The following is a 24,567-nucleotide window of genomic DNA, read 5'->3' on the forward strand; positions in this document are numbered from 1 at the left end:
GTTGGTTTTTACTCAGGTCGGTTTCGTGTGCTGCATTTTTGACGCATTCATCTATTGGTAACGCATGAACCCCATCGTAATTAATCGGCTTCAACGGAAGCTGGGCTACACTTTTCATCATCAGGAGCTGTTGCAACAGGCATTAACTCATCGCAGTGCCAGCAGCAAACATAATGAGCGCCTGGAATTTTTAGGTGACTCAATATTGAGCTTTGTGATCGCAAACGCGCTCTATCATCGTTTCCCTCGGGTAGACGAAGGTGATATGAGTCGCATGCGCGCGACGCTGGTGCGAGGCAACACGCTGGCAGAAATTGCCCGTGAGTTCGAATTAGGCGAATGTCTGCGTCTTGGGCCGGGTGAATTGAAAAGCGGGGGCTTTCGCCGTGAATCGATACTGGCGGACACCGTTGAAGCTCTAATCGGCGGGATTTTCCTCGACAGCGATATTCAGAACGTTGAGCGTCTTATTCTCTCCTGGTACCAGAGTCGTCTGGATGAAATCAGCCCTGGTGACAAGCAAAAGGATCCGAAGACCCGCTTGCAGGAATATCTGCAGGGGCGTCATCTGCCGCTGCCGTCGTACCTGGTGGTACAGGTTCGCGGTGAAGCGCACGATCAGGAATTTACTATCCACTGCCAGGTTAGCGGCCTGAGTGAACCGGTGGTTGGCACGGGTTCTAGCCGTCGCAAGGCGGAGCAGGCTGCCGCCGAACAGGCGCTGAAAAAGCTGGAGCTGGAATGAGCGAAGAAAAAAACTACTGCGGATTTATTGCCATCGTTGGTCGTCCAAACGTGGGCAAATCCACATTGCTGAACAAGTTGCTCGGGCAGAAGATCTCTATTACTTCCCGAAAAGCACAGACGACGCGTCACCGCATCGTCGGTATTCATACTGAAGGCCCGTACCAGGCGATCTACGTCGATACCCCGGGTCTGCATATGGAAGAAAAACGCGCGATAAACCGCCTGATGAACAAAGCGGCAAGCAGCTCCATTGGCGACGTTGAGCTGGTTATTTTCGTCGTTGAAGGTACCCGCTGGACGCCGGACGACGAGATGGTGCTCAACAAGCTGCGCGACGGCAAAGCGCCGGTGATTCTGGCGGTCAACAAAGTCGATAACGTACAGGAAAAAGGGGATCTACTGCCGCATCTGCAGTTCCTCGGCAGCCAGATGAACTTTCTCGATATTGTGCCGATTTCCGCGGAAACCGGGCTGAACGTTGATACTATCGCCGGTATTGTGCGTAAGCATCTGCCGGAAGCGATTCATCACTTCCCGGAAGATTACATTACCGACCGTTCTCAGCGCTTTATGGCTTCCGAGATCATTCGCGAAAAGCTGATGCGTTTCCTCGGCGCTGAACTGCCCTATTCCGTCACCGTTGAAATCGAACGTTTTGTGACCAATGAACGCGGCGGTTACGATATCAACGGTCTGATCCTGGTTGAGCGTGAAGGCCAGAAGAAGATGGTGATTGGCAATAAAGGGGCCAAAATCAAAACTATCGGTATCGAAGCGCGTAAAGACATGCAGGATATGTTTGAAGCGCCGGTTCACCTCGAACTGTGGGTGAAAGTGAAATCCGGCTGGGCTGATGACGAACGCGCGCTGCGCAGTCTCGGTTACGGCGACGATCTCTAAGTTTGGATACTCTATGGCTTTCGAGGTGCAGGACAAAACACAAAGTGTTTTGAACAGCGCTTGCGCTGGCTCCGAAGGAGCGAGGCCGGAGGCTGAGTCACGCGGCAAGACCGCGAGTACCCGGGAGCTTACTTCAGTAAGTGACTGGGGGGAGTGGGCGCAGCCAGCGCACCTGCGGCTTGAAAGACGACGAGTATGATGGAAGGCTGGCAACGCGCTTTCGTACTGCATAGTCGTCCCTGGAGCGAAACCAGCCTGATGCTGGACGTCTTCACGGAAGAATCCGGCCGCGTGCGCCTTGTGGCTAAAGGCGCACGTTCCAAACGTTCCAACCTCAAAGGCGCGCTTCAGCCCTTTACTCCCTTGCTGCTTCGCTTTGGCGGGCGCGGCGAAGTCAAAACGCTGCGCAGCGCGGAAGCCGTCTCGCTGGCCCTCCCTCTCAGCGGTATCACGCTCTACAGCGGCCTTTACGTCAACGAACTGCTCTCTCGCGTGCTTGAGCATGAAACGCGCTTCTCCGAACTCTTTTTCGATTATCTACACTGTATCCAGTCTCTGGCTGGCGCAAGCGGCTCGCCGGAACCGGCGCTACGGCGTTTTGAACTGGCGCTGCTTGGGCACCTGGGGTATGGCGTGGATTTCCTGCATTGCGCCGGCAGCGGAGAAGCGGTTGACGATGCGATGACCTATCGCTACCGTGAAGAAAAAGGCTTTATCGCCAGCGTGGTTATTGATAACAGCACCTTTACCGGGCACCATCTTAAGGCGTTGGCGAGCCGTGAATTTCCGGACAGCGATGCGCTGCGCGCGGCAAAACGTTTCACACGTATCGCCCTGAAGCCCTATCTGGGCGGGAAGCCGCTAAAAAGTCGCGAGCTTTTTCGTCAGTTTTTGCCCGCGCGGGCAGCGCGAGCCGATAAAACAAATAACGATTAACGAGGATTGTCATGGCTGAATTACTGTTAGGGGTCAACATTGACCACATTGCGACATTACGCAACGCCCGCGGTACCGCTTATCCTGATCCGGTACAGGCGGCATTTATCGCCGAACAGGCCGGCGCCGACGGTATTACCGTCCACCTTCGCGAAGATCGTCGCCATATTACCGACCGCGATGTCCGTATTTTGCGCCAGACGCTGGATACCCGCATGAACCTTGAGATGGCGGTTACAGAAGAGATGCTGAATATCGCTTGTGAGACTCAACCTCATTTCTGCTGTCTGGTGCCGGAAAAGCGCCAGGAAGTGACCACCGAAGGCGGGCTGGACGTGGCGGGCCAACTCGATAAAATGCGCGATGCCTGTAAGCGTCTTGCCGACGCCGGCATCCTGGTTTCGCTGTTTATTGATGCGGACAACGCGCAAATTAAGGCGGCAGCGGACGTGGGCGCACCCTATATCGAAATTCACACCGGCTGCTACGCCGATGCGCAAACCGACGCCGAGCAGGCAAAAGAGCTGGAGCGTATTGCCAAAGCGGCGACCTATGCCGCCAGCCTGGGGCTGAAGGTCAATGCCGGTCACGGCCTGACCTACCATAATGTAAAAGCCATTGCGGCGCTGCCGGAAATGCACGAGCTGAACATCGGCCACGCGATTATTGGCCGTGCGGTGATGAGCGGCCTTAAAGAGGCGGTTGCGGAAATGAAGCGCCTGATGCTGGAAGCTCGCGCCTGATGGCTATTCTCGGACTGGGTACTGATATCGTTGAAATCGCCCGTATTGAAGCGGTGATTGCCCGCAGCGGTGACCGTCTGGCTCGTCGCGTACTGAGCGATCACGAGTGGGCGATATGGCAACAGCATCAGCAGCCGGTCCGTTTTCTGGCTAAGCGTTTCGCCGTTAAAGAAGCGGCGGCCAAGGCGCTTGGCACCGGCATCCGCAATGGCCTGGCATTTAACCAGTTTGAGGTTTACAACGACGAGCTGGGTAAGCCAAAGCTACGGTTGTGGGGCGAAGCGAAGAGTCTGGCTGAGCGACTGGGCGTCAGCAGCATTCACGTGACGCTGGCCGACGAACGTCACTATGCCTGCGCTACGGTGATTATCGAAAGCTAGACTGGCCGGATAACTCCATCCGGCAATATCACAGTTTGTCCGCGTGGTGCAGCAGGACAAACTTATCCCACAGCTGCTCTTCATTTTCGTTATGGGCCGGATCTTTCAGGATGGTATTTGGGATCGGACACACCTTCTGGCAGGTCGGCGTATCATAGTGGCCAACGCATTCGGTGCAGCGGTCGCTGTTAATTTCATAAATGCTATCACCCATGGATATCGCCTCATTCGGGCACTCAGGCTCGCACATATCGCAGTTGATACATTTTTTGGTGATTAACAGCGCCATCAGGAAATTCTCAGAAACAACACAAACAGGGCGGGCATTATACGCCTATTTTCTGCCCGGACCAGCTCTTTTCAACCGCGGGGCGACCATCCGTAGCGGAGAAATTTTGTCCGGCTTGAGCCAATAAGAGAGAGCTTCTGCCAGTGGGCAGGACACTCGGAGTTACACCAGCTTTTTCACCAGCGCTTCGCTGTGGCGAATCCGCTCCGGAGCGTGCTCAAGATCCTGCTGCACCAACCCCATAAACAGGAGATCGGTCAGCATCATCTGCGCGCTGGTGGAGGAGATCGCGGCGCTGCGCGTGGCCTGCTCCTCCGCAATGGTGTACAGGCACAACGTAGCCTGCTGCTGAAGCGCGTTGGGGTTAAAACCGGTGATCGCCAGGATCTGGCTTCCTACCCGTAACGCTTCACCCGCCGCCATATTGATCTCGCGTCGTTCACCGGAGTAGGAAATGGCCAGCAGCAGATCGTCCGGGGACATCGCCTGTACCGTTGCCAGCAGCGCGTGCATATCCTGTTCAGAGACGGCGTTAATACCGATTTTCATCAGCTTCCAGCTAAAGTTTCTCGCCACCAGGCCCGATGCGCCGATACCGGTAATGATCACCCGTCGGGCGTGGCGCAGCAGCGTGACGGCTTCCAGCAGCTTCTCTTCGGTGTTGACGTCCAGCGAGGCGTGCATAGCCGCGATGTTATCCTTAATCAGCTTTTCGCCAACCAGCCGAAGAGGATCGTCGCCGCGAATCTGATTATGTACCGGTACGGACTGCGGCGTAGGGGCGCTTGCCAGGGCTTCGCTCAGCGCCAGCTTTAACGCCGGGAAGCCTTTGAATCCCATCTTCTGCGCAAATTTCACTACGCTTGACTGACTGACGCCGGCTTCGCCCGCCAGCTGCTGTGAACTGAGGTGGCGGGTTTGATCCGGTTGAGCCAGAATGAAATCGGCCAGTTTTTTATCGCTTGCGGCCAACGTAGGGTAGCGCTGGCGAATACGGGTCAAACAGTTCATAGCGGCTCCGGAGGACAGCTTCACCCTCGGCTGAAAGAATTTTGTATTCGATTATAAGAGGATTATCGCGAATTAAAAATTCTATCCTAAGATTTCTCTGCAAGCGCGTTTTCTTAATCCGGATTCAACGACAGCGTATGTTTTCGCTATTCGCGACGTAAGGCTGTTAAGCTACTGGTTATCGGGCGATCGTACATGGGAGTAGGTTTTGAATAGCAGCACGCGGAGAGTGGTTTTTTTTGATCTGGATGGAACCTTGCATCAGCAGGATATGTTCGGCAGCTTTTTGCGCTTTGTCCTGCGCCATCAGCCGCTGAATGCGCTGCTGGTGCTTCCTTTATTGCCTGTCATTGCCGCCGGGCTGATGTTGTACGGTCGCGCCGCGCGCTGGCCGATGAGCCTGCTGCTGTGGGCTTCAACCTTCGGACGCAGCGAGCGTCACCTTAAACGGCTGGAGGCGAGTTTTGTTCGCTGGTTTCGCCAGCACGTTACGGCATTCCCGGTTGTTCAGGCACGGCTTAGCCATTATCTGTCCAGCACGGACGCCGACGTCTGGCTGATTACCGGTTCGCCGCAGTCGCTGGTTGAGCAAGTCTATTTTGATACCGCCTGGCTACCGCGGGTCAATCTGATTGCCAGCCGGATGGAGCGGCGCTGCGGCGGCTGGGGCTTAACCCTTCGCTGCCTTGGCAACGAAAAGGTGGCGCAGCTGGAACAGAAAATAGGCGCTCCGCTGCGATTGTATAGCGGCTACAGCGACAGCGAGCAGGACAACCCGCTGCTCAATTTTTGCCAGCATCGCTGGCGGGTGACGCCGCAGGGCGATCTTCAGCAGTTAGAATAGTGTGCAATACATAGCGCCCATGTATAATGCGCCCCGCTTTTCTGCAGGAGTGCTCGTTTTGTCTGACCATGAATTAAATGATGAATACTGGATGCGTCACGCCCTGACGCTGGCCAAACGCGCCTGGGAAGAGGGCGAAGTGCCGGTCGGCGCCGTGCTGGTGCATAATCATCAGGTCATCGGCGAGGGCTGGAACCGGCCAATCGGCCGCCACGATCCGACCGCGCACGCCGAGATTATGGCCCTGCGTCAGGGCGGACTGGTGCTGCAAAACTATCGCCTGATTGACGCAACGTTGTACGTTACCCTTGAGCCCTGCGTGATGTGCGCCGGAGCGATGGTGCACAGCCGTATTTCCCGGCTGGTATTTGGCGCCAGGGATGCGAAAACCGGCGCCGCCGGGTCGCTGATGGATGTGCTGCATCATCCGGGCATGAATCATCGGGTAGATATAACGGAAGGAATTATGACGGAGGCCTGTTCCGGCATGCTGAGCGATTTCTTTCGCTGGCGGCGCGAAGAGAAAAAAGCGCTGAAGCGATCTGGCCAGCAGGCGCAGGATTAATGCCCGGCGCCGGGAATTTTTAATTTTGCGTTATCAACCAGCGTTTCGGCGCGAAAGTTGAAAAAGGACGAGGCGTACTGTTCCGGTTTATCCAACTCATCCGGCATGACCGCTGGGTAGTGTTCACCCAGGGCCGCCATCTGCGCGTCTTTTCTCTCTTTTTCAGAGAGATAGCCCACAAGGCTAATATGATATTTGCGGATGTTTTCAACGTAGGCGTAGGCTTCGTGCCCGCGCGCAAAGCCGTACTTCAGGCGGCTATAGTAGTTTTTCTGGCTTAACAGCGGCAGACGCTGTTTTACATCGGCCCAGCTATTCGGGTCGCCTTTCTGCTTTTTCGTCAGCGCCATCGCGTCAAGCATGTGCGCGTAGCCCATATTGTAAGCCGCCAGCGCAAACCAGATGCGCTCGTCCTGCGGCACCGACTCCGGCACTTTATTCATCATATCCTGCAAATAACGCATACCGCCGTCGATGCTTTGTTCGGCGTCGGTGCGATCCGTCAACCCCAGGCTTTGGGCCGTATTGCGGGTCAGCATCATTATTCCGCGCACGCCAGTAGGGGAGGTGGCCTGCGGATCCCAGTGCGATTCCTGCCACGAGATGGCCGCCAGCAGCCGCCAGTCTATCTGCCGGGCATATTTTTCAAACATTGGCTGCAGGTCCGGGAGAACGCTTTCCACGGCGCGCAGGAAGGTGCGGGTATCAACGTAATCAAAATCGTTGCCGTGGCCGAGGTATTTCTCCTCCAGCCTCGCGAGGGTGCCGTCTTCATTAATATTATTGAAGAAATCGAGCATTGCCGCCGACAGGGAATTATCTTCGCCTTTTTCGCTAAACCAGGTGACCGGCTGCTCGTCGCTGATATCGAGGGCGACGGCCAGCTCCGGGTGAACGCGCTGGAACAGGCTGACGGCGACCGAATCCGCCACGGTATAGTCGAGCTTGCCATCGATGACCGCCTGCATTAGCGCCGTCGTCCCGCGCTTATCGTCCACGCGCCAGTCGAGGTCGGGATATTTTTGCTCTTTCAGCCCCTGGAGATCGTTAATCGCCACGTGCCCGGGAGCGATCGCCAGCTGCGCCGCGGTAAGATTTGCCAGGGTGCGCGGGCGCAGGTTGCCTTTGCGATACACCAGCTGTTGCGAAACGGAATAGTAGGTCGGCCCGACCTGATAGTTTTTCACCCGTTCGGAGTTGTAGACCAGACCGGCAGCCAGCATGTCGGCTTTGCCTTCATCGAGATCGTCGAAGAGCTGGCTGATATTCTGCCTGACGGTGACTTTGAGCTCGACGCCGAGGTAGTCGGCAAACTGCTGCGCCAGCTCATAATCAAAACCGTAGGATTTATCATTGAGGGTCGCGAAGGTCATCGGCGAATTAATGGTGCTGATGCGCAATTCTCCGCGCGCAATGATCCCCGCCACGCGGTTTTCTGGTTTACCCATCCACGGGAGAGACGGCCACAGGGCGGCCGCCAGCAGGAGGGTCACAATGCCGATGAGCAGATAATTAATCTTTAGTTTTTTCAGATAGTTAATCTTCTGCAGCTTTGGGTTCCTCAGCAGATTATGACCAGAAAAAGTAAAAGGTTGTCTTTGAATGAGCGGCATTTTGCTTAAGAATGCGTCAGTTGGCAACTTATTCGCGAGATGAGTCACATTAATTGATAAACCCCGGCAATCATTTTATTTCTACGCAAACGGTTTCGTCGGGGCGCAGGATTCACTATAATGGCGCCCGTTTCCCCCCTGGCTCACCATGAAAGCTTCGAAGACGAGAGACTTATGATGGAAATTTTGCGTGGTTCACCTGCACTGTCGGCATTCCGTATCAATAAACTGCTGGCACGTTTCCAGGCGGCCAACCTTCCGGTCAGCACGATATATGCCGAGTACGTTCATTTTGCCGACCTTAGCGCCCCGCTCAGCGGCGACGATCGCGAGAGTCTGGCAAGGTTGCTCAAATATGGCCCGAACTTAAGCAGCCATACCCCAACCGGCAAGCTACTGCTCGTTACCCCCCGTCCTGGCACCATCTCTCCCTGGTCTTCTAAAGCTACCGACATCGCCCATAACTGCGGCCTGTCTCAGGTGGTGCGCCTGGAACGCGGCGTGGCGTATTACGTCGAAGCGGGCAGCCTGAATGACCAACAGTGGTCACTGGTGGCGGCCGAACTGCATGACCGCATGATGGAAAGCGTCTTCACGGCGCTGGAAGAGGGTGAAAAACTCTTCGCCCACCATCAGCCAACTCCGGTCACCAGCGTTGATCTGCTGGGTCTTGGCCGTCAGGCGCTGATCGACGCCAACCTCCGTCTGGGGCTGGCGCTGGCGGAGGATGAAATCGACTATCTGCAGGATGCTTTCCAGAAGTTGGGTCGCAACCCGAACGATATCGAACTCTATATGTTCGCGCAGGCTAACTCCGAGCACTGCCGACACAAGATTTTTAACGCCGACTGGGTCATTGATGGCGAAAAGCAGCCGAAGTCGCTGTTCAAAATGATTAAAAACACCTTCGAGAAAACCCCGGACTACGTGCTGTCTGCTTATAAAGACAACGCCGCGGTAATGGAAGGTTCAGCCGTGGGTCGCTACTTCGCCGACCACGAAACCGGCCGCTACAACTTCCACCAGGAAGACGCGCATATTCTGATGAAGGTCGAAACCCATAACCACCCGACGGCGATTTCTCCGTGGCCGGGCGCGGCGACCGGTTCCGGCGGTGAAATTCGCGATGAAGGCGCCACCGGACGCGGGGCGAAACCGAAGGCGGGTCTGGTGGGCTTCTCGGTTTCCAACCTGCGTATACCCGGTTTTGAACAGCCGTGGGAAGAGGATTTCGGCAAGCCGGATCGCATCGTCACCGCGCTGGATATCATGACTGAAGGCCCGCTGGGCGGCGCGGCGTTTAACAACGAGTTCGGTCGTCCGGCGCTCAATGGCTACTTCCGTACTTATGAAGAGAAGGTTACCAGCCACAACGGCGAAGAGCTGCGCGGCTATCACAAGCCCATTATGCTGGCGGGCGGTATCGGCAACATTCGCGGCGAACACGTGCAGAAGGGCGAGATTGTCGTCGGCGCGAAGCTGATTGTTCTCGGCGGCCCGGCGATGAACATCGGCCTCGGCGGCGGTGCGGCCTCTTCAATGGCCTCCGGCCAGTCTGATGCCGATCTGGATTTTGCCTCCGTACAGCGCGACAACCCGGAGATGGAGCGTCGCTGCCAGGAAGTTATCGACCGCTGCTGGCAGCTGGGCGACGCCAACCCGATTCTGTTTATCCACGACGTCGGCGCCGGCGGTTTGTCTAATGCGATGCCGGAACTGGTGAGCGACGGCGGACGCGGCGGTAAATTCCAGCTGCGCGATATCCTCAGCGATGAGCCGGGTATGAGCCCGCTGGAAATCTGGTGTAACGAATCTCAGGAACGTTATGTTCTGGCGGTCGCGCCGGAGCAGCTGCCGCTGTTTGATGAGCTGTGCCGCCGCGAACGCGCGCCGTACGCGGTCATTGGCGAAGCCACCGAAGCGCTGCATTTGAGCCTCGATGATAGTCACTTTGACGATCGCCCGATCGACCTGCCGCTTGACGTGCTGCTGGGTAAAACGCCGAAAATGACCCGCGACGTGCAGACCCTCAAAGCCCAGGGCCAGAGTCTGGAACGCCAGGGCATCACTATTGCCGACGCGGTGAATCGCGTGCTGCACCTGCCGACCGTGGCGGAGAAAACCTTCCTCGTTACCATCGGTGACCGCACCGTCACCGGTATGGTGGCGCGCGATCAGATGGTGGGGCCGTGGCAGATCCCGGTGGCTAACTGCGCGGTGACAACCGCCAGCCTTGACAGCTATTACGGCGAAGCCATGTCTATTGGCGAGCGCGCGCCGGTTGCACTGCTGGACTTTGCCGCTTCTGCCCGTCTGGCGGTCGGCGAGGCGCTGACCAACATTGCTGCGACGCAGATTGGCGCGCTCAATCGCGTGAAGCTGTCGGCAAACTGGATGGCTGCAGCCGGTCACCCGGGCGAAGACGCCGGTTTATATGAAGCGGTAAAAGCGATTGGCGAAGAACTTTGTCCGGCCCTGGGACTGACGATTCCGGTGGGTAAAGACTCCATGTCGATGAAAACCCGCTGGCAGGAAGGTACCGAACAGCGCGAGATGACCTCCCCGCTGTCGCTGGTGATTTCCGCTTTTGCCCGCGTGGAAGACGTACGCCGTACCGTCACTCCGCAGCTCGCAACCGTTGACAACGCCCTGCTGCTGATTGATTTAGGCAAGGGGAACAATGCGCTGGGCGCGACCGCGCTGGCGCAGGTTTATCGTCAGCTTGGCGATGTGACTGCCGACGTTCGCGATGTCGCGCAGCTGAAAGGCTTCTGGGACGCAATGCAGGCGCTGGTAGCTGAAGGTAAGCTGCTGGCGTGGCACGACCGGTCTGACGGCGGCCTGCTAGTCACGCTGGCCGAAATGGCCTTTACCGGCCACTGCGGCGTCAAGGTTGATATCGCCGCGCTCGGCGAGGATCGTCTGGCCGCGCTGTTTAACGAAGAGCTTGGCGGCGTGATTCAGGTTCGTGCCGCTGACCGCCAGGCAGTCGAAGCGCTGCTGGCCGCTCATGGTCTGGCGGATTGCGTTCACTATCTTGGCCAGGCCACGACGGGCGATCGCTTTGTCATCGAGGCCGACGGTCACCCGGTATTCAGCGAAAGCCGCACAACGCTGCGTATGTGGTGGGCAGAAACCACCTGGCAAATGCAGCGTCTGCGCGATAACCCGGAGTGCGCCGACCAGGAGCACGAGGCGAAAGCCAACGATGCCGATCCGGGCCTCAACGTGAAGCTCTCCTTCGATATTAATGAGGATATTGCTGCGCCTTATATTGCCACCGGCGCGCGTCCGAAGGTTGCGGTGCTGCGCGAGCAGGGCGTGAACTCTCACGTTGAAATGGCGGCAGCGTTCCATCGTGCGGGCTTCGATGCCATTGACGTGCATATGAGCGACCTGCTGGCGGGCCGTACCGGTCTTGCTGACTTCCAGGCGCTGGTGGCCTGCGGCGGCTTCTCCTACGGTGACGTTTTAGGCGCCGGTGAGGGCTGGGCGAAATCAATCCTGTTCAATGAACGCGTTCGCGACGAATTTGCCACTTTCTTCCATCGTCCTCAGACCCTGGCGCTGGGCGTGTGCAATGGCTGCCAGATGATGTCTAACCTGCGCGAGCTGATCCCGGGCAGCGACCTGTGGCCGCGCTTTGTACGTAACCAGTCCGACCGCTTTGAAGCGCGCTTCAGCCTGGTTGAAGTGACGCAGAGCCCGTCGCTGCTGCTGCAGGGGATGGTGGGGTCCATGATGCCAATTGCCGTATCTCACGGTGAAGGGCAGGTGGAAGTTCGCGATGGCGCGCATCTGGCGCAGCTGGAAAGCAAAGGCCTGGTGGCGCTGCGCTTCGTCGACAACGTCGGTAAGGTGACGGAAAACTATCCGGCTAACCCGAACGGGTCGCCGAACGGCATCACCGCAGTGACCAGCGAAAGCGGGCGCGCGACCATCATGATGCCGCACCCGGAGCGCGTGTTCCGCACCGTGTCGAACTCATGGCACCCGGAAAACTGGGGCGAAGACAGCCCGTGGATGCGTATTTTCCGCAACGCGCGTAAGCAGCTGGGCTAAAAATCGCTCACAAATCGCATTAAGCCTCCTGCCCGCGCAGGGGGCTTTTTTATTGGTGAGGCATATCGAGAGTAGGTGTCGGGGATCGCCGACAAACGCGGCATAGCGGTGTCGTCAAAAGGTGACACTTAACCAATTGATTTATAATAGCATTGCTAAACCATTCATCCAGTGTTGCTAATCAGCGACACTTTGCGTGAAAACCGACCATCATCATTCATGTCCATGAATAGTAAAAAAGTATTATATTTCATTGTGTTAATAAAATGTTTTGAGATATGGCATAGTTCGTGCATAATTATAACCAGTGGCTCATTCACCTTCTTATGTCAGCCCCTTCGGGACGCGCTACATAAACTTCGAATGACGCACAAACAGGTGCCTGCCGTCCAACTCCTGATAACAGCTCTGCTTTATCAGTCATCGGGCGAAACGTCGAGTAAGGCACCGCCTCATTCCTTAATAAAGCCAGGCTCCCGTAGCCTGGCTTTATTATTTCCGGCGTAGATGTTTATTGCGTCCTCGGTTAGCATCGTCATGAGCTAATGATTGAGACCCTATCCGTGAAGCGACTCTCCCTTTTCCCCCGTTCGCTGCGCCAGCTGGTCACGTTATCCTTCGTGCTGATCCTGCTGCCGCTGCTGGTGCTGGCATGGCAGGCGTGGCAAAGCCTCAACGCGCTGAGCGCGCAGGCGGCGCATATCAACCGTACTACCCTTATCGACGCCCGCCGCAGCGAAGCGATGATTAACGCATCGCTGGAGATGGAACGTAGCTACCGTCAGTACTGCGTGCTGGACGATCCGACGCTGGCGCGGGTCTATCAGAATCAGCGCCAACGCTACAGTGAAATGCTCGATGCTCACGCGGGCGTCCTGCCTGATGAGAAAATTTGGCGGGCGCTGAGGCAGGATCTCGACGATCTGGCCGAGCTGCAGTGTAAAAATAGCGGTCCGGCGGCGAAGTCTGCCGCTAGCCTGGAAGCGTTTGCCTCCGCCAATAGCGACATGGTTCAGGCGACCCGAACGGTGGTCTATTCGCGCGGGCAGCAGCTGCAGCAGGAAATCGCTGAGCGCGGTCAGTTCTTCGGCTGGCAGGCGCTGGTGCTGTTTCTGCTCAGCCTGGCGCTGGTTCTGCTTTTTACCCGTATGATTATCGGCCCCGTGAAGGGCATTGAGAGAATGATCAACCGACTGGGCGAGGGGAAATCGTTGGATGACGCCGCGCTGTTTACCGGTCCGCGCGAGCTGCGCTCCGTCGGCAAACGCATTATCTGGCTGAGCGAACGCCTTGCCTGGCTGGAATCCCAGCGACATCAGTTCCTGCGCCATCTTTCCCATGAGCTGAAAACGCCGCTGGCCAGCATGCGCGAAGGGACGGAGCTGCTTGCCGACAGGGTGGCCGGGCCGCTGACGCCCGAGCAGCAGGAGATCGTTGAGATTCTGGATAACAGCAGCCGCAACCTGCAAAAGCTGATTGAGCAGCTGCTGGACTACAACCGTAAACAGGCCGATGGCCCGATTGCGCGTGAGACGGTGAATCTGGCCGAGCTGGTGGAAAATGTGGTTTCCGCCCACAGCCTGCCGGCAAGAGCTAAAATGATGCATACCGATCTGGTGCTCAGCGAGCGTTTTTGCGAAGCGGAGCCTGCTCTGCTGGTGAGCGTACTGGATAATCTCTACTCCAATGCGGTGCACTATGGTGCTGAATCCGGTAACATTCGAATCCATAGCTATCGGCACGGCGAGCAGGTTTGCATTGACGTTATTAACAACGGCGAGCCGATCCCGCCCGCAGAGAGAAACATGATTTTTGAGCCTTTTTATCAGGGAAGTCACCAGCGTAAAGGGGCGGTAAAAGGCAGCGGTCTGGGGCTGAGCATTGCCCGCGACTGCGTACGGCAAATGCAGGGCGAGCTGAGCCTGGTTGATGATAAATCCGGGCTTATCTGTTTTCGTATCACGCTCCCCGTCGCCGAGTCTGGAAAAAAATAACGTATAACTATCGGGTGAATATGTCCCACTTCTTCGCACTTGTCCGTCCCCTCAGGGGATGGCTGCTGTCAGGCATTTCGTGCCTGGCGCTGGCGGGATGTTCCGCCTCTACATCACCACACGCCGCGGATGGCAAAACGCTCTCTGCGCTGCCGCAGCATCAGGTCGCCGATTTTCTTTCGGTAGAGTGTGCCGACATCTGGACCCTGCAGAGTGAGGCCAGCGATAAAAACCCGCTTTACTGGCTGCGGGGAATTGACTGCGCGGATCGCCTTGCTCCGGTACAGGCGCGGGCTGAAGCCCGGCTGCACGATGACAACAGCTGGCAGGATGCCTTTAAGCGCGGCATTTTGCTGGCAGATGCCAAGATTACGCCCAATGAGCGTCGCGATCTGGTGGCTAGCCTGGATACCTTCAGCCCGCAAATCGCCGCCCAGGTTCGCCCGCTCTATCAGCTCTGGCGCGATGCCCAGGGCCGGCAGCTTCAGCTGATTGACGAGCGCTCCCGCTACGCCAAACTGCAGCAATCAAGCGATGCGGAGCTGGAGACGCTGCGTCAGCAGGAAATTGAATTACGCAATCAGCTCGAACTGACGACCCGCAAGCTGGAGAATCTCACCGACATTGAGCGCCAGCTCTCCAGCCGTAAACCCGGCGGGAACTTTAGCTCAGACGCCGGGCACGGCAGCGATAAAGTCCCGGAGGTGATTCATGACGATCCGTAAACCCGCCCGCCTGCTGTTGGTGGACGACGATCCGGGCCTGCTGAAGCTGCTGGGCATGCGTCTTGTCAGCGAAGGATACAGCGTGCTGACCGCCGAGAGCGGGCCGGAGGCGCTGCGCACGCTGGGCCGTGACAAAGTGGATCTGGTGGTCAGCGACCTGCGGATGGACGAGATGGACGGCCTTCAGCTGTTCAGCGAAATCCAGAAGGTGCAGCCGGGAATGCCGGTGATTATTCTCACCGCGCACGGTTCCATTCCGGACGCCGTCGCCGCCACCCAGCAGGGCGTGTTTAGCTTTCTCACCAAGCCGGTGGATAAAGACGCTCTGTATAAAGCCATTGATGACGCGCTGGAGCAGAGCGCGCCGACGACCGATGAGCGCTGGCGCCAGGCGATTGTGACCCGCAGCCCGCTGATGGAACGCCTGCTGGAGCAGGCCGGGATGGTGGCGCAGTCGGACGTGAGCGTGCTGATTAACGGCCAGAGCGGTACCGGCAAGGAGATTATCGCCCAGGCCATCCATAACGCCAGCCCGCGCCGGGACAAACCTTTTGTCGCCATTAACTGCGGCGCGCTCCCCGAACAGCTGCTGGAGTCGGAGCTATTCGGCCACGCGCGCGGCGCCTTTACCGGTGCGGTCAGCAACCGGGAGGGGCTATTTCAGGCCGCAGAAGGCGGTACGCTGTTTCTGGATGAGATCGGCGATATGCCGGTTGCGTTACAGGTAAAACTGCTGCGCGTTTTACAAGAGCGTAAAGTGCGCCCGCTGGGCAGCAATCGCGACATCGACATTGATGTGCGGATTATTTCTGCGACCCATCGCGACCTGCCAAAGGCGATGGCGCGCGGCGAGTTTCGCGAAGATCTGTTTTACCGCCTGAACGTGGTGAACCTGAAAATCCCGCCGCTGGCCGAGCGTACGGAAGATATTCCGCTGCTGGCTAACCATCTGCTGCGCCAGTCTGCCGATCGCCACAAACCCTTTGTGCGCGCGTTCTCCACGGATGCGATGAAGCGGCTGATGGCCGCTAAGTGGCCGGGCAACGTGCGCCAACTGGTGAACGTGATTGAGCAGTGCGTGGCGCTGACCTCTTCGCCGGTCATTAGCGACGCCCTGGTGGAGCAGGCGCTGGAAGGGGAAAACACCGCGCTGCCGACGTTTGTCGAGGCGCGGAACCAGTTTGAGCTCAATTACCTGCGCAAGCTGCTGCAAATTACCAAAGGCAACGTCACGCATGCGGCGCGGATGGCGGGGCGCAACCGCACCGAATTCTATAAACTGCTGTCGCGCCACGAGCTCGACGCTAACGACTTTAAAGAGTAGCTCCGTAGGATGACGCAAGTTATGATACGGTTAGCAACCGGTTACGCGACAAAGACAGGAACACCATGAAAAAGATTGATGCGATTATTAAACCTTTCAAACTGGATGACGTGCGCGAAGCGCTGGCCGAAGTCGGCATCACTGGGATGACGGTAACGGAAGTGAAAGGCTTTGGCCGCCAGAAGGGGCATACCGAGCTGTATCGCGGCGCGGAGTATATGGTGGATTTTCTGCCGAAAGTAAAAATCGAAATCGTTGTCACCGATGATATCGTCGACACCTGCGTGGATACCATTATCCGTACGGCGCAGACCGGCAAAATCGGCGACGGTAAGATCTTTGTCTTCGATGTCGCGCGCGTGATTCGTATCCGCACCGGCGAAGAAGACGACGCGGCGATTTAAGCTTAAAAAAAACGGATGATGGCTTAAGAAGTTCAATTCCATCCAGATTTGTAGCCCCGGTAAGCGCACCGCTACCGGGGTTATTATGCTGGGTTACAGCACCTTATGCGGCCCGAAACATTCGTAATGGATGTTGTCCTTATTGACGCCCAGTTCAACCAGCTGCTGTGCGGCAAACTGCATAAACGCCACCGGGCCACAGAGATAGAACTGCATCTGCGGGTCGCCAATCCTGTCGGCCAGGGCCGATAAATCCATCAAACCTTCGCTATCAAACGCGCCGGCTTCACGGTCCCCTTCGCTCGGACTGCGGTACCAGACGTGAGACGTAAACCTCGGCAGGGTTTCACCCAGAGCTTTCACTTCGTCCGCGAAGGCGTGCACGTCGCCGTTCTCTGCCGCGTGGAACCAGTTCACCTGCGCCGGATGCTGTGCTTTTGCCAGCGTGTCCAGCATCGCCAGCATCGGCGTCTGACCGACGCCGCCGGAGAGCAGCGTGACCGGCGTTTCCGGCGCCACGTTGAGGAAGAAATCGCCGGCCGGCGCGGCCAGATAAATCACGTCGCCTTCTTGCGCGGAACCATGCAGCCAGTTTGAAACCTGCCCGCCCTTTTCGCGTTTAACCGCGATACGATAGCCTCTACCATCGGATTTACGGGTCAGGGAGTATTGACGAATCTCCTGATGCGGGAAACCTTCCGGCTTCAGCCAGACCGCCAGGTACTGGCCCGGATGGTATTCAGCGACCGCGCCGCCGTCGATCGGCTCAAACTCAAAGCTGGTAATCAGCGCGCTGCGCGGCGTTTTTCTGACAATACGGAAGGCGCGGGTGCCTTCCCAGCCGCCGGCTTTGCTGGCGCTTTCGCGGTAGATTTGCGCTTCACGGTTAATAAAGACGTTGGCCAGTACGTCGTAGGCCTTGCCCCAGGCATCCAGCACTTCCTGGCCGGGGCTGAACATCTCGTCAAGGGTGGCCAGCAGGTGGGTACCGACAATATTGTACTGCTCAGGCTGGATCTGAAAGCTGGTGTGCTTCTGGGCGATTTTTTCCACCGCCGGCAGCAGGGCGGGCAGGTTCTCAAGATTGCTGGCATAGGCGGCAATGGCGTTGAACAGCGCCTCGCGCTGGTCGCCGTTGCGCTGATTACTCATATTAAAGATTTCTTTGAGTTCGGGATTATGAGCAAACATGCGGTCGTAAAAATGGGCGGTCAGTTTCGGACCGGTTTCAACCAGCAGGGGGATGGTGGCTTTCACCGTAGCGATGGTTTGCGCGTCGAGCATAGCAGCTTCCTTGTATGTTATCTTAATAATGTATTTTAAATGCATCTTATAAAAATACCCCTGCTTTGTAAATGGTTCTTTAACGCTTTGCCCTACGGCAGTGGCAACATGAATTATTTGCATCACAAACCTGAAAACAAATCCGTTGATAATTGCAGGAGCTTTATTGCTCAAAGCCTTGTGTTATGCGGAGCCAATCGTTTGCGTAAAATCCTTTGTCAAGACCTGTTATCACAGAATGATTCAGTTATACTGTGGGCCGTTGTCCAATCGGACCGCCTTTTAAGGCCGAAATTCTATTGTTAGCTGAGTCAGGAGATGCGGATGTTAAAGCGTGAAATGAACATTGCCGATTATGATGCCGAACTGTGGCAGGCTATGGAGCAAGAAAAAGTACGTCAGGAAGAGCACATCGAACTGATCGCCTCCGAAAACTACACCAGCCCACGCGTTATGCAGGCGCAGGGCTCTCAGCTGACTAACAAATACGCTGAAGGCTATCCGGGTAAGCGCTACTACGGCGGCTGTGAATACGTCGATATCGTAGAGCAGCTGGCTATCGATCGCGCGAAAGAGCTGTTTGGCGCTGACTACGCTAACGTGCAGCCGCACTCCGGCTCTCAGGCTAACTTCGCGGTCTATACCGCTCTGCTGCAGCCGGGTGACACCGTGCTGGGTATGAACCTGGCGCAAGGCGGCCACCTGACTCACGGCTCCCCGGTCAACTTCTCCGGCAAACTGTATAACATCATTCCTTACGGCATTGATGAGTCCGGTAAAATTGACTACGAAGATATGGCGAAGCAGGCTCAGGAACACAAACCGAAGATGATTATCGGTGGTTTCTCTGCCTACTCCGGTATCGTTGACTGGGCGAAAATGCGCGAAATCGCTGACAGCATTGGCGCATACCTGTTCGTCGACATGGCCCACGTTGCCGGCCTGATTGCCGCAGGCGTGTACCCGAACCCGGTTCCGCATGCGCACGTGGTGACCACCACTACCCATAAAACCCTGGCGGGTCCGCGCGGCGGCCTGATCCTGGCGAAAGGCGGTAGCGAAGAACTGTACAAAAAACTGAACTCAGCCGTATTCCCGAGCGCCCAGGGCGGCCCGCTGATGCACGTTATCGCGGCGAAAGCGGTTGCGCTGAAAGAAGCGATGGAGCCAGAGTTCAAAGTTTACCAGCAGCAGGTAGCGAAAAACGCCAAAGCGATGGTCGAAGTGTTCCTGAACCGCGGCTACAAAGTGGTTTCCGGCGGCACTGAAAACCACCTGTTCCTGCTGGATCTGGTCGATAAAAATCTGACCGGTAAAGAAGCTGATGCTGCACTGGGTCGCGCTAACATCACCGTGAACAAAAACAGCGTACCGAACGATCCGAAGAGCCCGTTTGTGACCTCCGGTATCCGCATCGGTTCTCCGGCGGTCACCCGTCGCGGCTTTAAAGAAGCGGAAGTGAAAGAGCTGGCTGGCTGGATGTGCGACGTACTGGACAACATCAATGATGAAGCGGTCATTGAGCGCGTGAAGGGCAAAGTGCTGGACATCTGCTCCCGCTTCCCGGTTTATGCATAATCGTTAGCCGTTGAAATTAAAAAGGCCGCAATTGCGGCCTTTTTTGCGTCTGAAGATTAGCGTCGATCGAGCGAAATGGCGCCGGGCCCGGTTATTGCTAACAGCAGGAAGGCGCCGGCAATGCTAACGTTTTTCCAGAAGTTAATCATGTTCGGCAGCACTGCATCGCCGGACATATCCCAGTAGTGATGCCCAATAACTGCGGTACCCAGAGTATAAAAAATAAAGATCACCGCCAGCGGTCGGGTGAAAAAGCCCAGCACAATCAAAATAGCCGCAGGCACTTCCATAATGATGGCAATAATGGCCGCAAGCGTCGGCATTGGCGCGCCGGAGGAGGCCATGTACTGCACCGTGCCGCTAAAGCCGAGCAGCTTGGGATAGCCGAAAAGAATAAACAGCACCACCACCGCGATACGGGCGATCAATAGCAGCAGGGAGCGGGAAGAGCCAAAATCAAAATAGCGTAGTGTGTTCATAATCAGCTCGTTATGAGAGACGTGTGATTTAAACGTAATACACAAATTTGCGCTCCGCCACGTCCCCCTGATGATTAACGCAGCGTCTGTAGTTGCTCCTCAACGTAGAGATAACCGATACCCATCAACTGCTGCGCGCGGGTTAGCTTGCCAAAGCCGATTTGGGTGGCGTGCGCTCGCGGCGTATCGCCGTGGTCAAAGGGATTAAAGCCGGTTTGTTTAACGATACTTTCCAGCCATTGTTCGCCAAAGGCGCAGCTGCGTCCGTATAGCCAGATCTGATTAATATTCAAAATATTTAAGAAATTATAAAGGCTTAAGCCAATGGCGTTGGCCGCGCTATCAACCCATGCGCGGATATGCACGTCTCCCTGTTCCCAGGCTTCAATGAGCGATGCCGTGGTTAATTGCTCGGGAGAGCGCTGCGCTTCCGGCTGGGTTTTGAGCCACATCCGCGCCTGCTTTTTCAACGCGCTGAGGGACGCTACGGTTTCGAGGCAACCGTATCTCCCGCAGTCGCAGGCCTTGCCGTCAGGATTCACAATCGTGTGTCCTATCTGCCCGCTGCCGTAGAGGCTTCCTCGATAAATCTGATCGTTAATCACAAACGATGATCCAATACCGTAATCGACGTTGATCACGCAAAAATCCGGTTGTGGACCCGGATGCTGCCATTTCTCCGCCAGCGCCAGCATCACGCAGTCATTATCTACCCGTACTTGCACGCCGAGTTGTTCCTCAAGCAGATACTTTATTTCAATCGGCGTTTTCCAGCGCGCCTGGGGCATGGTTTGTGACACCCCGGTTACGGGATCAACTTGCCCATGAACGCCAAGCGCGAGATTGATGCTGTGCTGCGGGTAGCGGCGGTGAATACGTCGCCAGCATTCCACAATGGCCTCCAGAAGAGCCTGCGGCGTGGGTGCATTGATGGGCAAATGCTGGTGGCCATCAACCGCCAGCAGTCGGGCATCGGCAAGCTGATACTCAATGCTGGTCGGCGTGATATTCATGCATAGCGTCCAGGCACCGTGTTCGGGGATCTGGTAGCTTCCGCTGTTCACGCCGCGCTTGCTCATTTTTTCCGTCGAATGGCCGATCAATCCCTCGCTAAGCAGTTCTGCAAGAATGTTGCTCACAGCCGGAATAGAGAGCCCAGTGAGCTGGGAAAGCTGGGATTTACTGAGTTGTTTCTCCCGCCAGAGGTGGGAGAGAAAAATAGATTTGTTGACCTGCCTGACCCGGGCGTTATTTAAACCGGTGCGCTGCATACACTTAACTCCCTTAACTATATTGCGTGAGCGTTGCGCATTTTAGCAGCTAAATGGCGATATAAACTCCTCTTATAGAGATTTTTACTTTATTTTGTTTAGTGGAGGCGTCATGTACGGTTCGGTTAAGGTCTGGCAGGAAACAATTACATTACCTACGTGGACGACGGGGACGGAGGATCCGAACCCTATGTTTCTGGAAAAACGCGTTTATCAAGGTTCCTCCGGCAACGTCTATCCCTACGGCGTGATCGATACGCTGACCGGCGAGCGTGAAATGCGCGATTATCAGGCAGTATGGATGGAGAATGATTTCATTCGTATCATGCTGCTGCCGGAGCTCGGCGGACGTATTCACCGGGCGTATGACAAAGTCAACCAGCGCGATTTCGTCTATTACAATGAAGTCGTTAAACCCGCCCTGGTAGGGCTACTGGGGCCCTGGATCTCCGGCGGTATCGAGTTCAACTGGCCGCAGCATCACCGCCCGACGACCTTTATGCCGGTCGATTTTTCGATCCAGCACGGGGAAAACGGCGTGCAGACCGTATGGATGGGGGAAGCGGAGCCCATGCGCGGTTTGCAGGTCATGACCGGGTTTACTCTCTATCCTGACCGCGCGCTGATTGAAATCACCGGTAAGGTTTTTAATGGTAACGCCACGCCGCGTCATTTCCTGTGGTGGGCCAACCCGGCGGTAAAAGGCGGCGATGCTCACCAGAGCGTTTTCCCGCCCGATGTCACCGCTGTATTCGATCACGGCAAGCGCGATGTTTCCGCTTTTCCCATCGCCACCGGCACCTACTACAAAGTGGACTATTCTGCCGGCGTCGATATCTCTCGTTATAAAAACGTTCCGGTACCCACCTCGTATATGGCGGAGAAATCGGACTATGACTTTGTCGGCGCTTATCACCACGACGAGCGCGGTGGGCTACTGCATGTTGCCGACCACCACGTTTCGCCGGGCAAAAAACAGTGGAGCTGGGGCTATGGCGACTTTGGCCAGGCATGGGACCGCAATCTGACCGACGAAAATGGTCCCTATATCGAGCTGATGACCGGCGTCTACACCGATAACCAGCCTGACTTTACCTGGCTTGCGCCTTACGAAGAGAAGATTTTTGTACAAAATTTTCTTCCCTATAGCGAGCTGGGGATGGTGCAAAATGCCAATACGCAGCTGGCGCTGAAGCTGGTTCGCGAGTCGGAGCAGCTGCAGCTCGGTGTTTACGCCATTGCGCCGCTGGAAAATATCGTTGTTGAACTCAGCGCGGAAAAGCAGCCGCTGTATGAAACTCAGCTTACGCTGAAGCCCGGCGAGAGCTGGCAGCATACGCTGCCGGAAAATGACCCCCGGCGTTTAACCATTAAGGTGAAAACCGCAGACAACCAGCTGCTGCTGGATTATCAGGAACATATTACTCAGCAGACGCCCCTGCCCGAACCGGCCTGCGCGCCGGCGATGCCGGAAGAGATTCACAACGGCGATGAGCTCTATTTTATCGGCCAGCATCTTGAACAATACAATCACGCCAGCCGCTATGCCGCAGATTACTATCGTCGGGCAATAGCCCTCGATCCGCAGGATTACCGCAATAATGTTGCCCTCGGGACGCTGGCGTTTAATTGCGCCGACTGGGGGCTGGCGGAGCAATGTGCCCGGGCCGCGCTACTTCGCGCCCATCGTCTGAATAAAAATCCGCGCGATGGCGAAGCCAGTATGCTGCTTGCCAGCGCGCTGGAAAGGCAGGGCGATGAAGCTGGAGCATGGGATTGCTATTACAAAGCGTCCTGGAGCGGTAACTGCCGCGATGCCGCCTGGTGGGCGCTGGCAAGGCTGGCGATGAAGCGGGGTGATACCGTCGACGCGCTGGAAAAGGTCAACACCAGCCTGCAGTTTAACGCCAGCAACCATCTGGCTATGGGGCTGAAAGCGCTGGCGTTAGCGAACAGCGGGCGGACGAAAGAGGCGCAGGCGTATATTTTCGCCTGTCTTAAACAATACCCGTTGAGCTATCCGCTGCACTGCGCGCGCTGGATGATTGCGCCGGGCGATGAAGCGCGAGAGAACCTGCTGCGGGTAACGGGGCGCAGAGGGATCAACGGCAGCCTTCTGGCGGGCTGGCTGCTCTCCATCGGTCAGAAGCAGGCGGCGAAGGAGGTGCTTGAGGTTCTGGATTGCCAGGAAGCGCTGCCGATGCTGTGGCGCGCCTCGTTAAGCGATGATGCGAATAAACGGCAACGGTTAATTGCCGAAGCTGAGCGCTGCCATGCGCGAAAAGTGCGTTTCCCCAACACGCTTGATGAAGTCCAGATGCTGCAAATCCTGAGTGATAGCGCTTTTGCCCGCTATCTGCTCGGTTGCTTCTGGTACAGCAAACGTCGCTATGAAGAGGCGGTACGCTGCTGGCGCGAGACGCTGGAAAAATCTCCCGACTATGCGCCCGCTTATCGTCTGCTGGGGGTCTACGCCTGGAACAAACAACAGGATGCCGCGCAGGCGCTGGCTTATCTGCAACGGGCCGTAGAGCTTGAGCCCGAAAACGCGCGCTTCCTCTTTGAGCTTGATTTCCTGAAAAAATCACTGGGAACGCCGGTAAACGAACGACTGGAAACGCTGGCGGCGCGCAAAGCGGTGGTGCTGAAACGGGATGACCTGACCGCTGAGCTGTTAAGCCTGTGGAACGCGGCCGGTCATTATGCCGATGCCGCCGCTATTCTCGATACGCGCGTATTTCATCCCTGGGAAGGCGGGGAGGGGAAAGTTACCGGCCAGTATTTGCTCAATCAGCTTCATCGCGCTTTACAGTTGATCGAACGTGAGGCGTTTACGCAGGCTGCGGACTGTCTGAAAGACGCGTTACGCTATCCCGATAACCTGGGGGAGGGGCGGCTGCCCGGGCAGACGGACAACGATATCTGGTATTTGCTGGGCTATTGCGCGGAACAGGCAGGGGATGCGCAGCAGGCAGCGGAATATTACCAGCTTGCCCTGCAAGGGGGCTCAACGCTGGACGCCGGGCGTTACTACAACGATCAGCCCGCTGATTACCTTTTCTGGCAGGGTATCGCGCTGCGTAAGAGCGGTAACTCGGCGCAGGCCGAGCAGCACTTCCACAGTTTTATCGTCTGGGCCGCGCAGCATCGGGATGACGTTCCGCAAGCCGACTTTTTTGCCGTCTCGCTACCAGATCTTGTGGTCCTCGATGTATCGGCACAGCAGTTGCACCGTCAGCACTGCTTGTTTATTGAAGCGCTTGGCTACCTGGGACTAGGCAACCAACCCGCCAGTCAGAAAGCGATGCAACAGCTTCTGCAAATCAACCCCGTTCACGATAAGGCGCATCTAATTCAGCATGCCCTGCAAAGCGGTATTTTTTCCTGAACCTTAAATAGGCGGGTCTGGCCCGCCTGA

The 24,567-nt window shown here is 56.5% G+C and carries 20 protein-coding genes; 14 read left to right on the plus strand and 6 right to left on the minus strand.

Translation table 11 applies throughout. The annotated features are described in order from the left end of the window. Positions 1-64 precede the first annotated feature (64 nt). The 5 genes from rnc (at position 65) to acpS (ending at position 3,706) form a co-directional block, all read left to right on the plus strand. Positions 65-745 carry a ribonuclease III gene (gene rnc, locus K7H21_RS06995; protein ID WP_004104573.1) on the plus strand — a complete coding sequence of 227 codons (681 nt, stop codon included), beginning with the start codon at positions 65-67 and terminating at the stop codon, positions 743-745. Beyond that, positions 742-1,647, plus strand: coding sequence for a GTPase Era (gene era, locus K7H21_RS07000; protein WP_004123681.1), 906 nt, complete (start codon positions 742-744; stop codon positions 1,645-1,647). Before rnc ends, era begins: the two co-directional genes overlap by 4 nt. Positions 1,648-1,845: 198 nt before the next feature. Continuing rightward, complete coding sequence (recO, locus tag K7H21_RS07005) at positions 1,846-2,583, plus strand: DNA repair protein RecO (protein WP_004134893.1); 738 nt, start codon at positions 1,846-1,848, stop codon at positions 2,581-2,583. A gap of 11 nt (positions 2,584-2,594) precedes the next feature. Further along, on the plus strand, positions 2,595-3,326 hold the full coding sequence (gene pdxJ, locus K7H21_RS07010; protein ID WP_004123677.1) for a pyridoxine 5'-phosphate synthase: 732 nt from the start codon (positions 2,595-2,597) through the stop codon (positions 3,324-3,326). After that, complete coding sequence (gene acpS / locus K7H21_RS07015; RefSeq protein WP_004123676.1) at positions 3,326-3,706, plus strand: holo-ACP synthase; 381 nt, start codon at positions 3,326-3,328, stop codon at positions 3,704-3,706. Before pdxJ ends, acpS begins: the two co-directional genes overlap by 1 nt. A 28-nt stretch (positions 3,707-3,734) precedes the next feature. Here the strand turns inward: acpS and K7H21_RS07020 are convergent, their stop codons facing one another. Continuing rightward, positions 3,735-3,995, minus strand: a complete 261-nt coding sequence (locus tag K7H21_RS07020; protein WP_004114478.1) for a YfhL family 4Fe-4S dicluster ferredoxin — start codon at positions 3,993-3,995, stop codon at positions 3,735-3,737. A 162-nt stretch (positions 3,996-4,157) separates the two neighbouring features. After that, positions 4,158-5,006, minus strand: coding sequence for a MurR/RpiR family transcriptional regulator (locus K7H21_RS07025; protein WP_004123673.1), 849 nt, complete (start codon positions 5,004-5,006; stop codon positions 4,158-4,160). 208 nt (positions 5,007-5,214) lie between these two features. Between K7H21_RS07025 and yfhb the strand changes: the two genes are divergently transcribed. Next, positions 5,215-5,850, plus strand: coding sequence for a phosphatidylglycerophosphatase C (gene yfhb / locus K7H21_RS07030; RefSeq protein WP_004123671.1), 636 nt, complete (start codon positions 5,215-5,217; stop codon positions 5,848-5,850). Between the two features lie 58 nt (positions 5,851-5,908). After that, positions 5,909-6,415, plus strand: coding sequence for a tRNA adenosine(34) deaminase TadA (tadA, locus tag K7H21_RS07035; RefSeq protein ID WP_223035667.1), 507 nt, complete (start codon positions 5,909-5,911; stop codon positions 6,413-6,415). Here the strand turns inward: tadA and mltF are convergent. Continuing rightward, on the minus strand, positions 6,412-8,028 hold the full coding sequence (mltF, locus tag K7H21_RS07040) for a membrane-bound lytic murein transglycosylase MltF (protein ID WP_123828931.1): 1,617 nt from the start codon (positions 8,026-8,028) through the stop codon (positions 6,412-6,414). The two genes, tadA and mltF, sit on opposite strands and share 4 nt — an antisense overlap. Before the next feature lie 174 nt (positions 8,029-8,202). Here mltF and purL point away from each other — a divergent pair, with 174 nt between their 5' ends. The 5 genes from purL to glnB all read left to right on the plus strand — a co-directional run bounded on the left by purL (position 8,203) and on the right by glnB (position 16,537). Next, positions 8,203-12,090 carry a phosphoribosylformylglycinamidine synthase gene (gene purL / locus K7H21_RS07045; protein WP_112165710.1) on the plus strand — a complete coding sequence of 1,296 codons (3,888 nt, stop codon included), beginning with the start codon at positions 8,203-8,205 and terminating at the stop codon, positions 12,088-12,090. A 563-nt stretch (positions 12,091-12,653) separates the two neighbouring features. Then, complete coding sequence (locus K7H21_RS07050; RefSeq protein WP_112165712.1) at positions 12,654-14,084, plus strand: sensor histidine kinase; 1,431 nt, start codon at positions 12,654-12,656, stop codon at positions 14,082-14,084. Positions 14,085-14,104: 20 nt separating this feature from the next. Further along, the gene (qseG, locus tag K7H21_RS07055; RefSeq protein ID WP_049112993.1) at positions 14,105-14,809 is read left to right on the plus strand and encodes a two-component system QseEF-associated lipoprotein QseG; all 705 of its coding nucleotides are present in this window, start codon (positions 14,105-14,107) and stop codon (positions 14,807-14,809) included. Then, positions 14,796-16,133 (plus strand): two-component system response regulator GlrR, encoded by a 1,338-nt coding sequence (gene glrR, locus K7H21_RS07060; protein WP_004123653.1) that lies wholly within the window; start codon positions 14,796-14,798, stop codon positions 16,131-16,133. Before qseG ends, glrR begins: the two co-directional genes overlap by 14 nt. A 65-nt stretch (positions 16,134-16,198) precedes the next feature. Then, positions 16,199-16,537, plus strand: a complete 339-nt coding sequence (gene glnB, locus K7H21_RS07065) for a nitrogen regulatory protein P-II (RefSeq protein WP_002914032.1) — start codon at positions 16,199-16,201, stop codon at positions 16,535-16,537. A 93-nt stretch (positions 16,538-16,630) separates the two neighbouring features. Here glnB and hmpA read toward each other — a convergent pair whose 3' ends face one another. Continuing rightward, on the minus strand, positions 16,631-17,821 hold the full coding sequence (gene hmpA, locus K7H21_RS07070) for an NO-inducible flavohemoprotein (RefSeq protein ID WP_223035668.1): 1,191 nt from the start codon (positions 17,819-17,821) through the stop codon (positions 16,631-16,633). Between the two features lie 324 nt (positions 17,822-18,145). Between hmpA and glyA the strand changes: the two genes are divergently transcribed. Beyond that, positions 18,146-19,399 (plus strand): serine hydroxymethyltransferase, encoded by a 1,254-nt coding sequence (gene glyA / locus K7H21_RS07075; protein WP_004134918.1) that lies wholly within the window; start codon positions 18,146-18,148, stop codon positions 19,397-19,399. Positions 19,400-19,455: 56 nt separating this feature from the next. On the opposite strand, the gene K7H21_RS07080 is transcribed toward glyA, so the two are convergent. Beyond that, a complete protein-coding gene (locus tag K7H21_RS07080) occupies positions 19,456-19,923 on the minus strand; it encodes a DoxX family protein (protein WP_227631508.1) in 468 nt (155 codons plus the stop codon). Positions 19,924-19,952: 29 nt separating this feature from the next. Next, complete coding sequence (locus K7H21_RS07085; RefSeq protein WP_004123640.1) at positions 19,953-21,149, minus strand: ROK family transcriptional regulator; 1,197 nt, start codon at positions 21,147-21,149, stop codon at positions 19,953-19,955. A gap of 112 nt (positions 21,150-21,261) precedes the next feature. Here K7H21_RS07085 and K7H21_RS07090 point away from each other — a divergent pair, with 112 nt between their 5' ends. Beyond that, a complete protein-coding gene (locus tag K7H21_RS07090) occupies positions 21,262-24,537 on the plus strand; it encodes a DUF5107 domain-containing protein (RefSeq protein ID WP_142445886.1) in 3,276 nt (1,091 codons plus the stop codon). The last annotated feature ends 30 nt before the right edge of the window (positions 24,538-24,567 follow it).

The sequence above is a fragment of the Klebsiella sp. CTHL.F3a genome (assembly GCF_019890895.1).
Taxonomy (GTDB): Bacteria; Pseudomonadota; Gammaproteobacteria; order Enterobacterales; family Enterobacteriaceae; genus Klebsiella; species Klebsiella grimontii.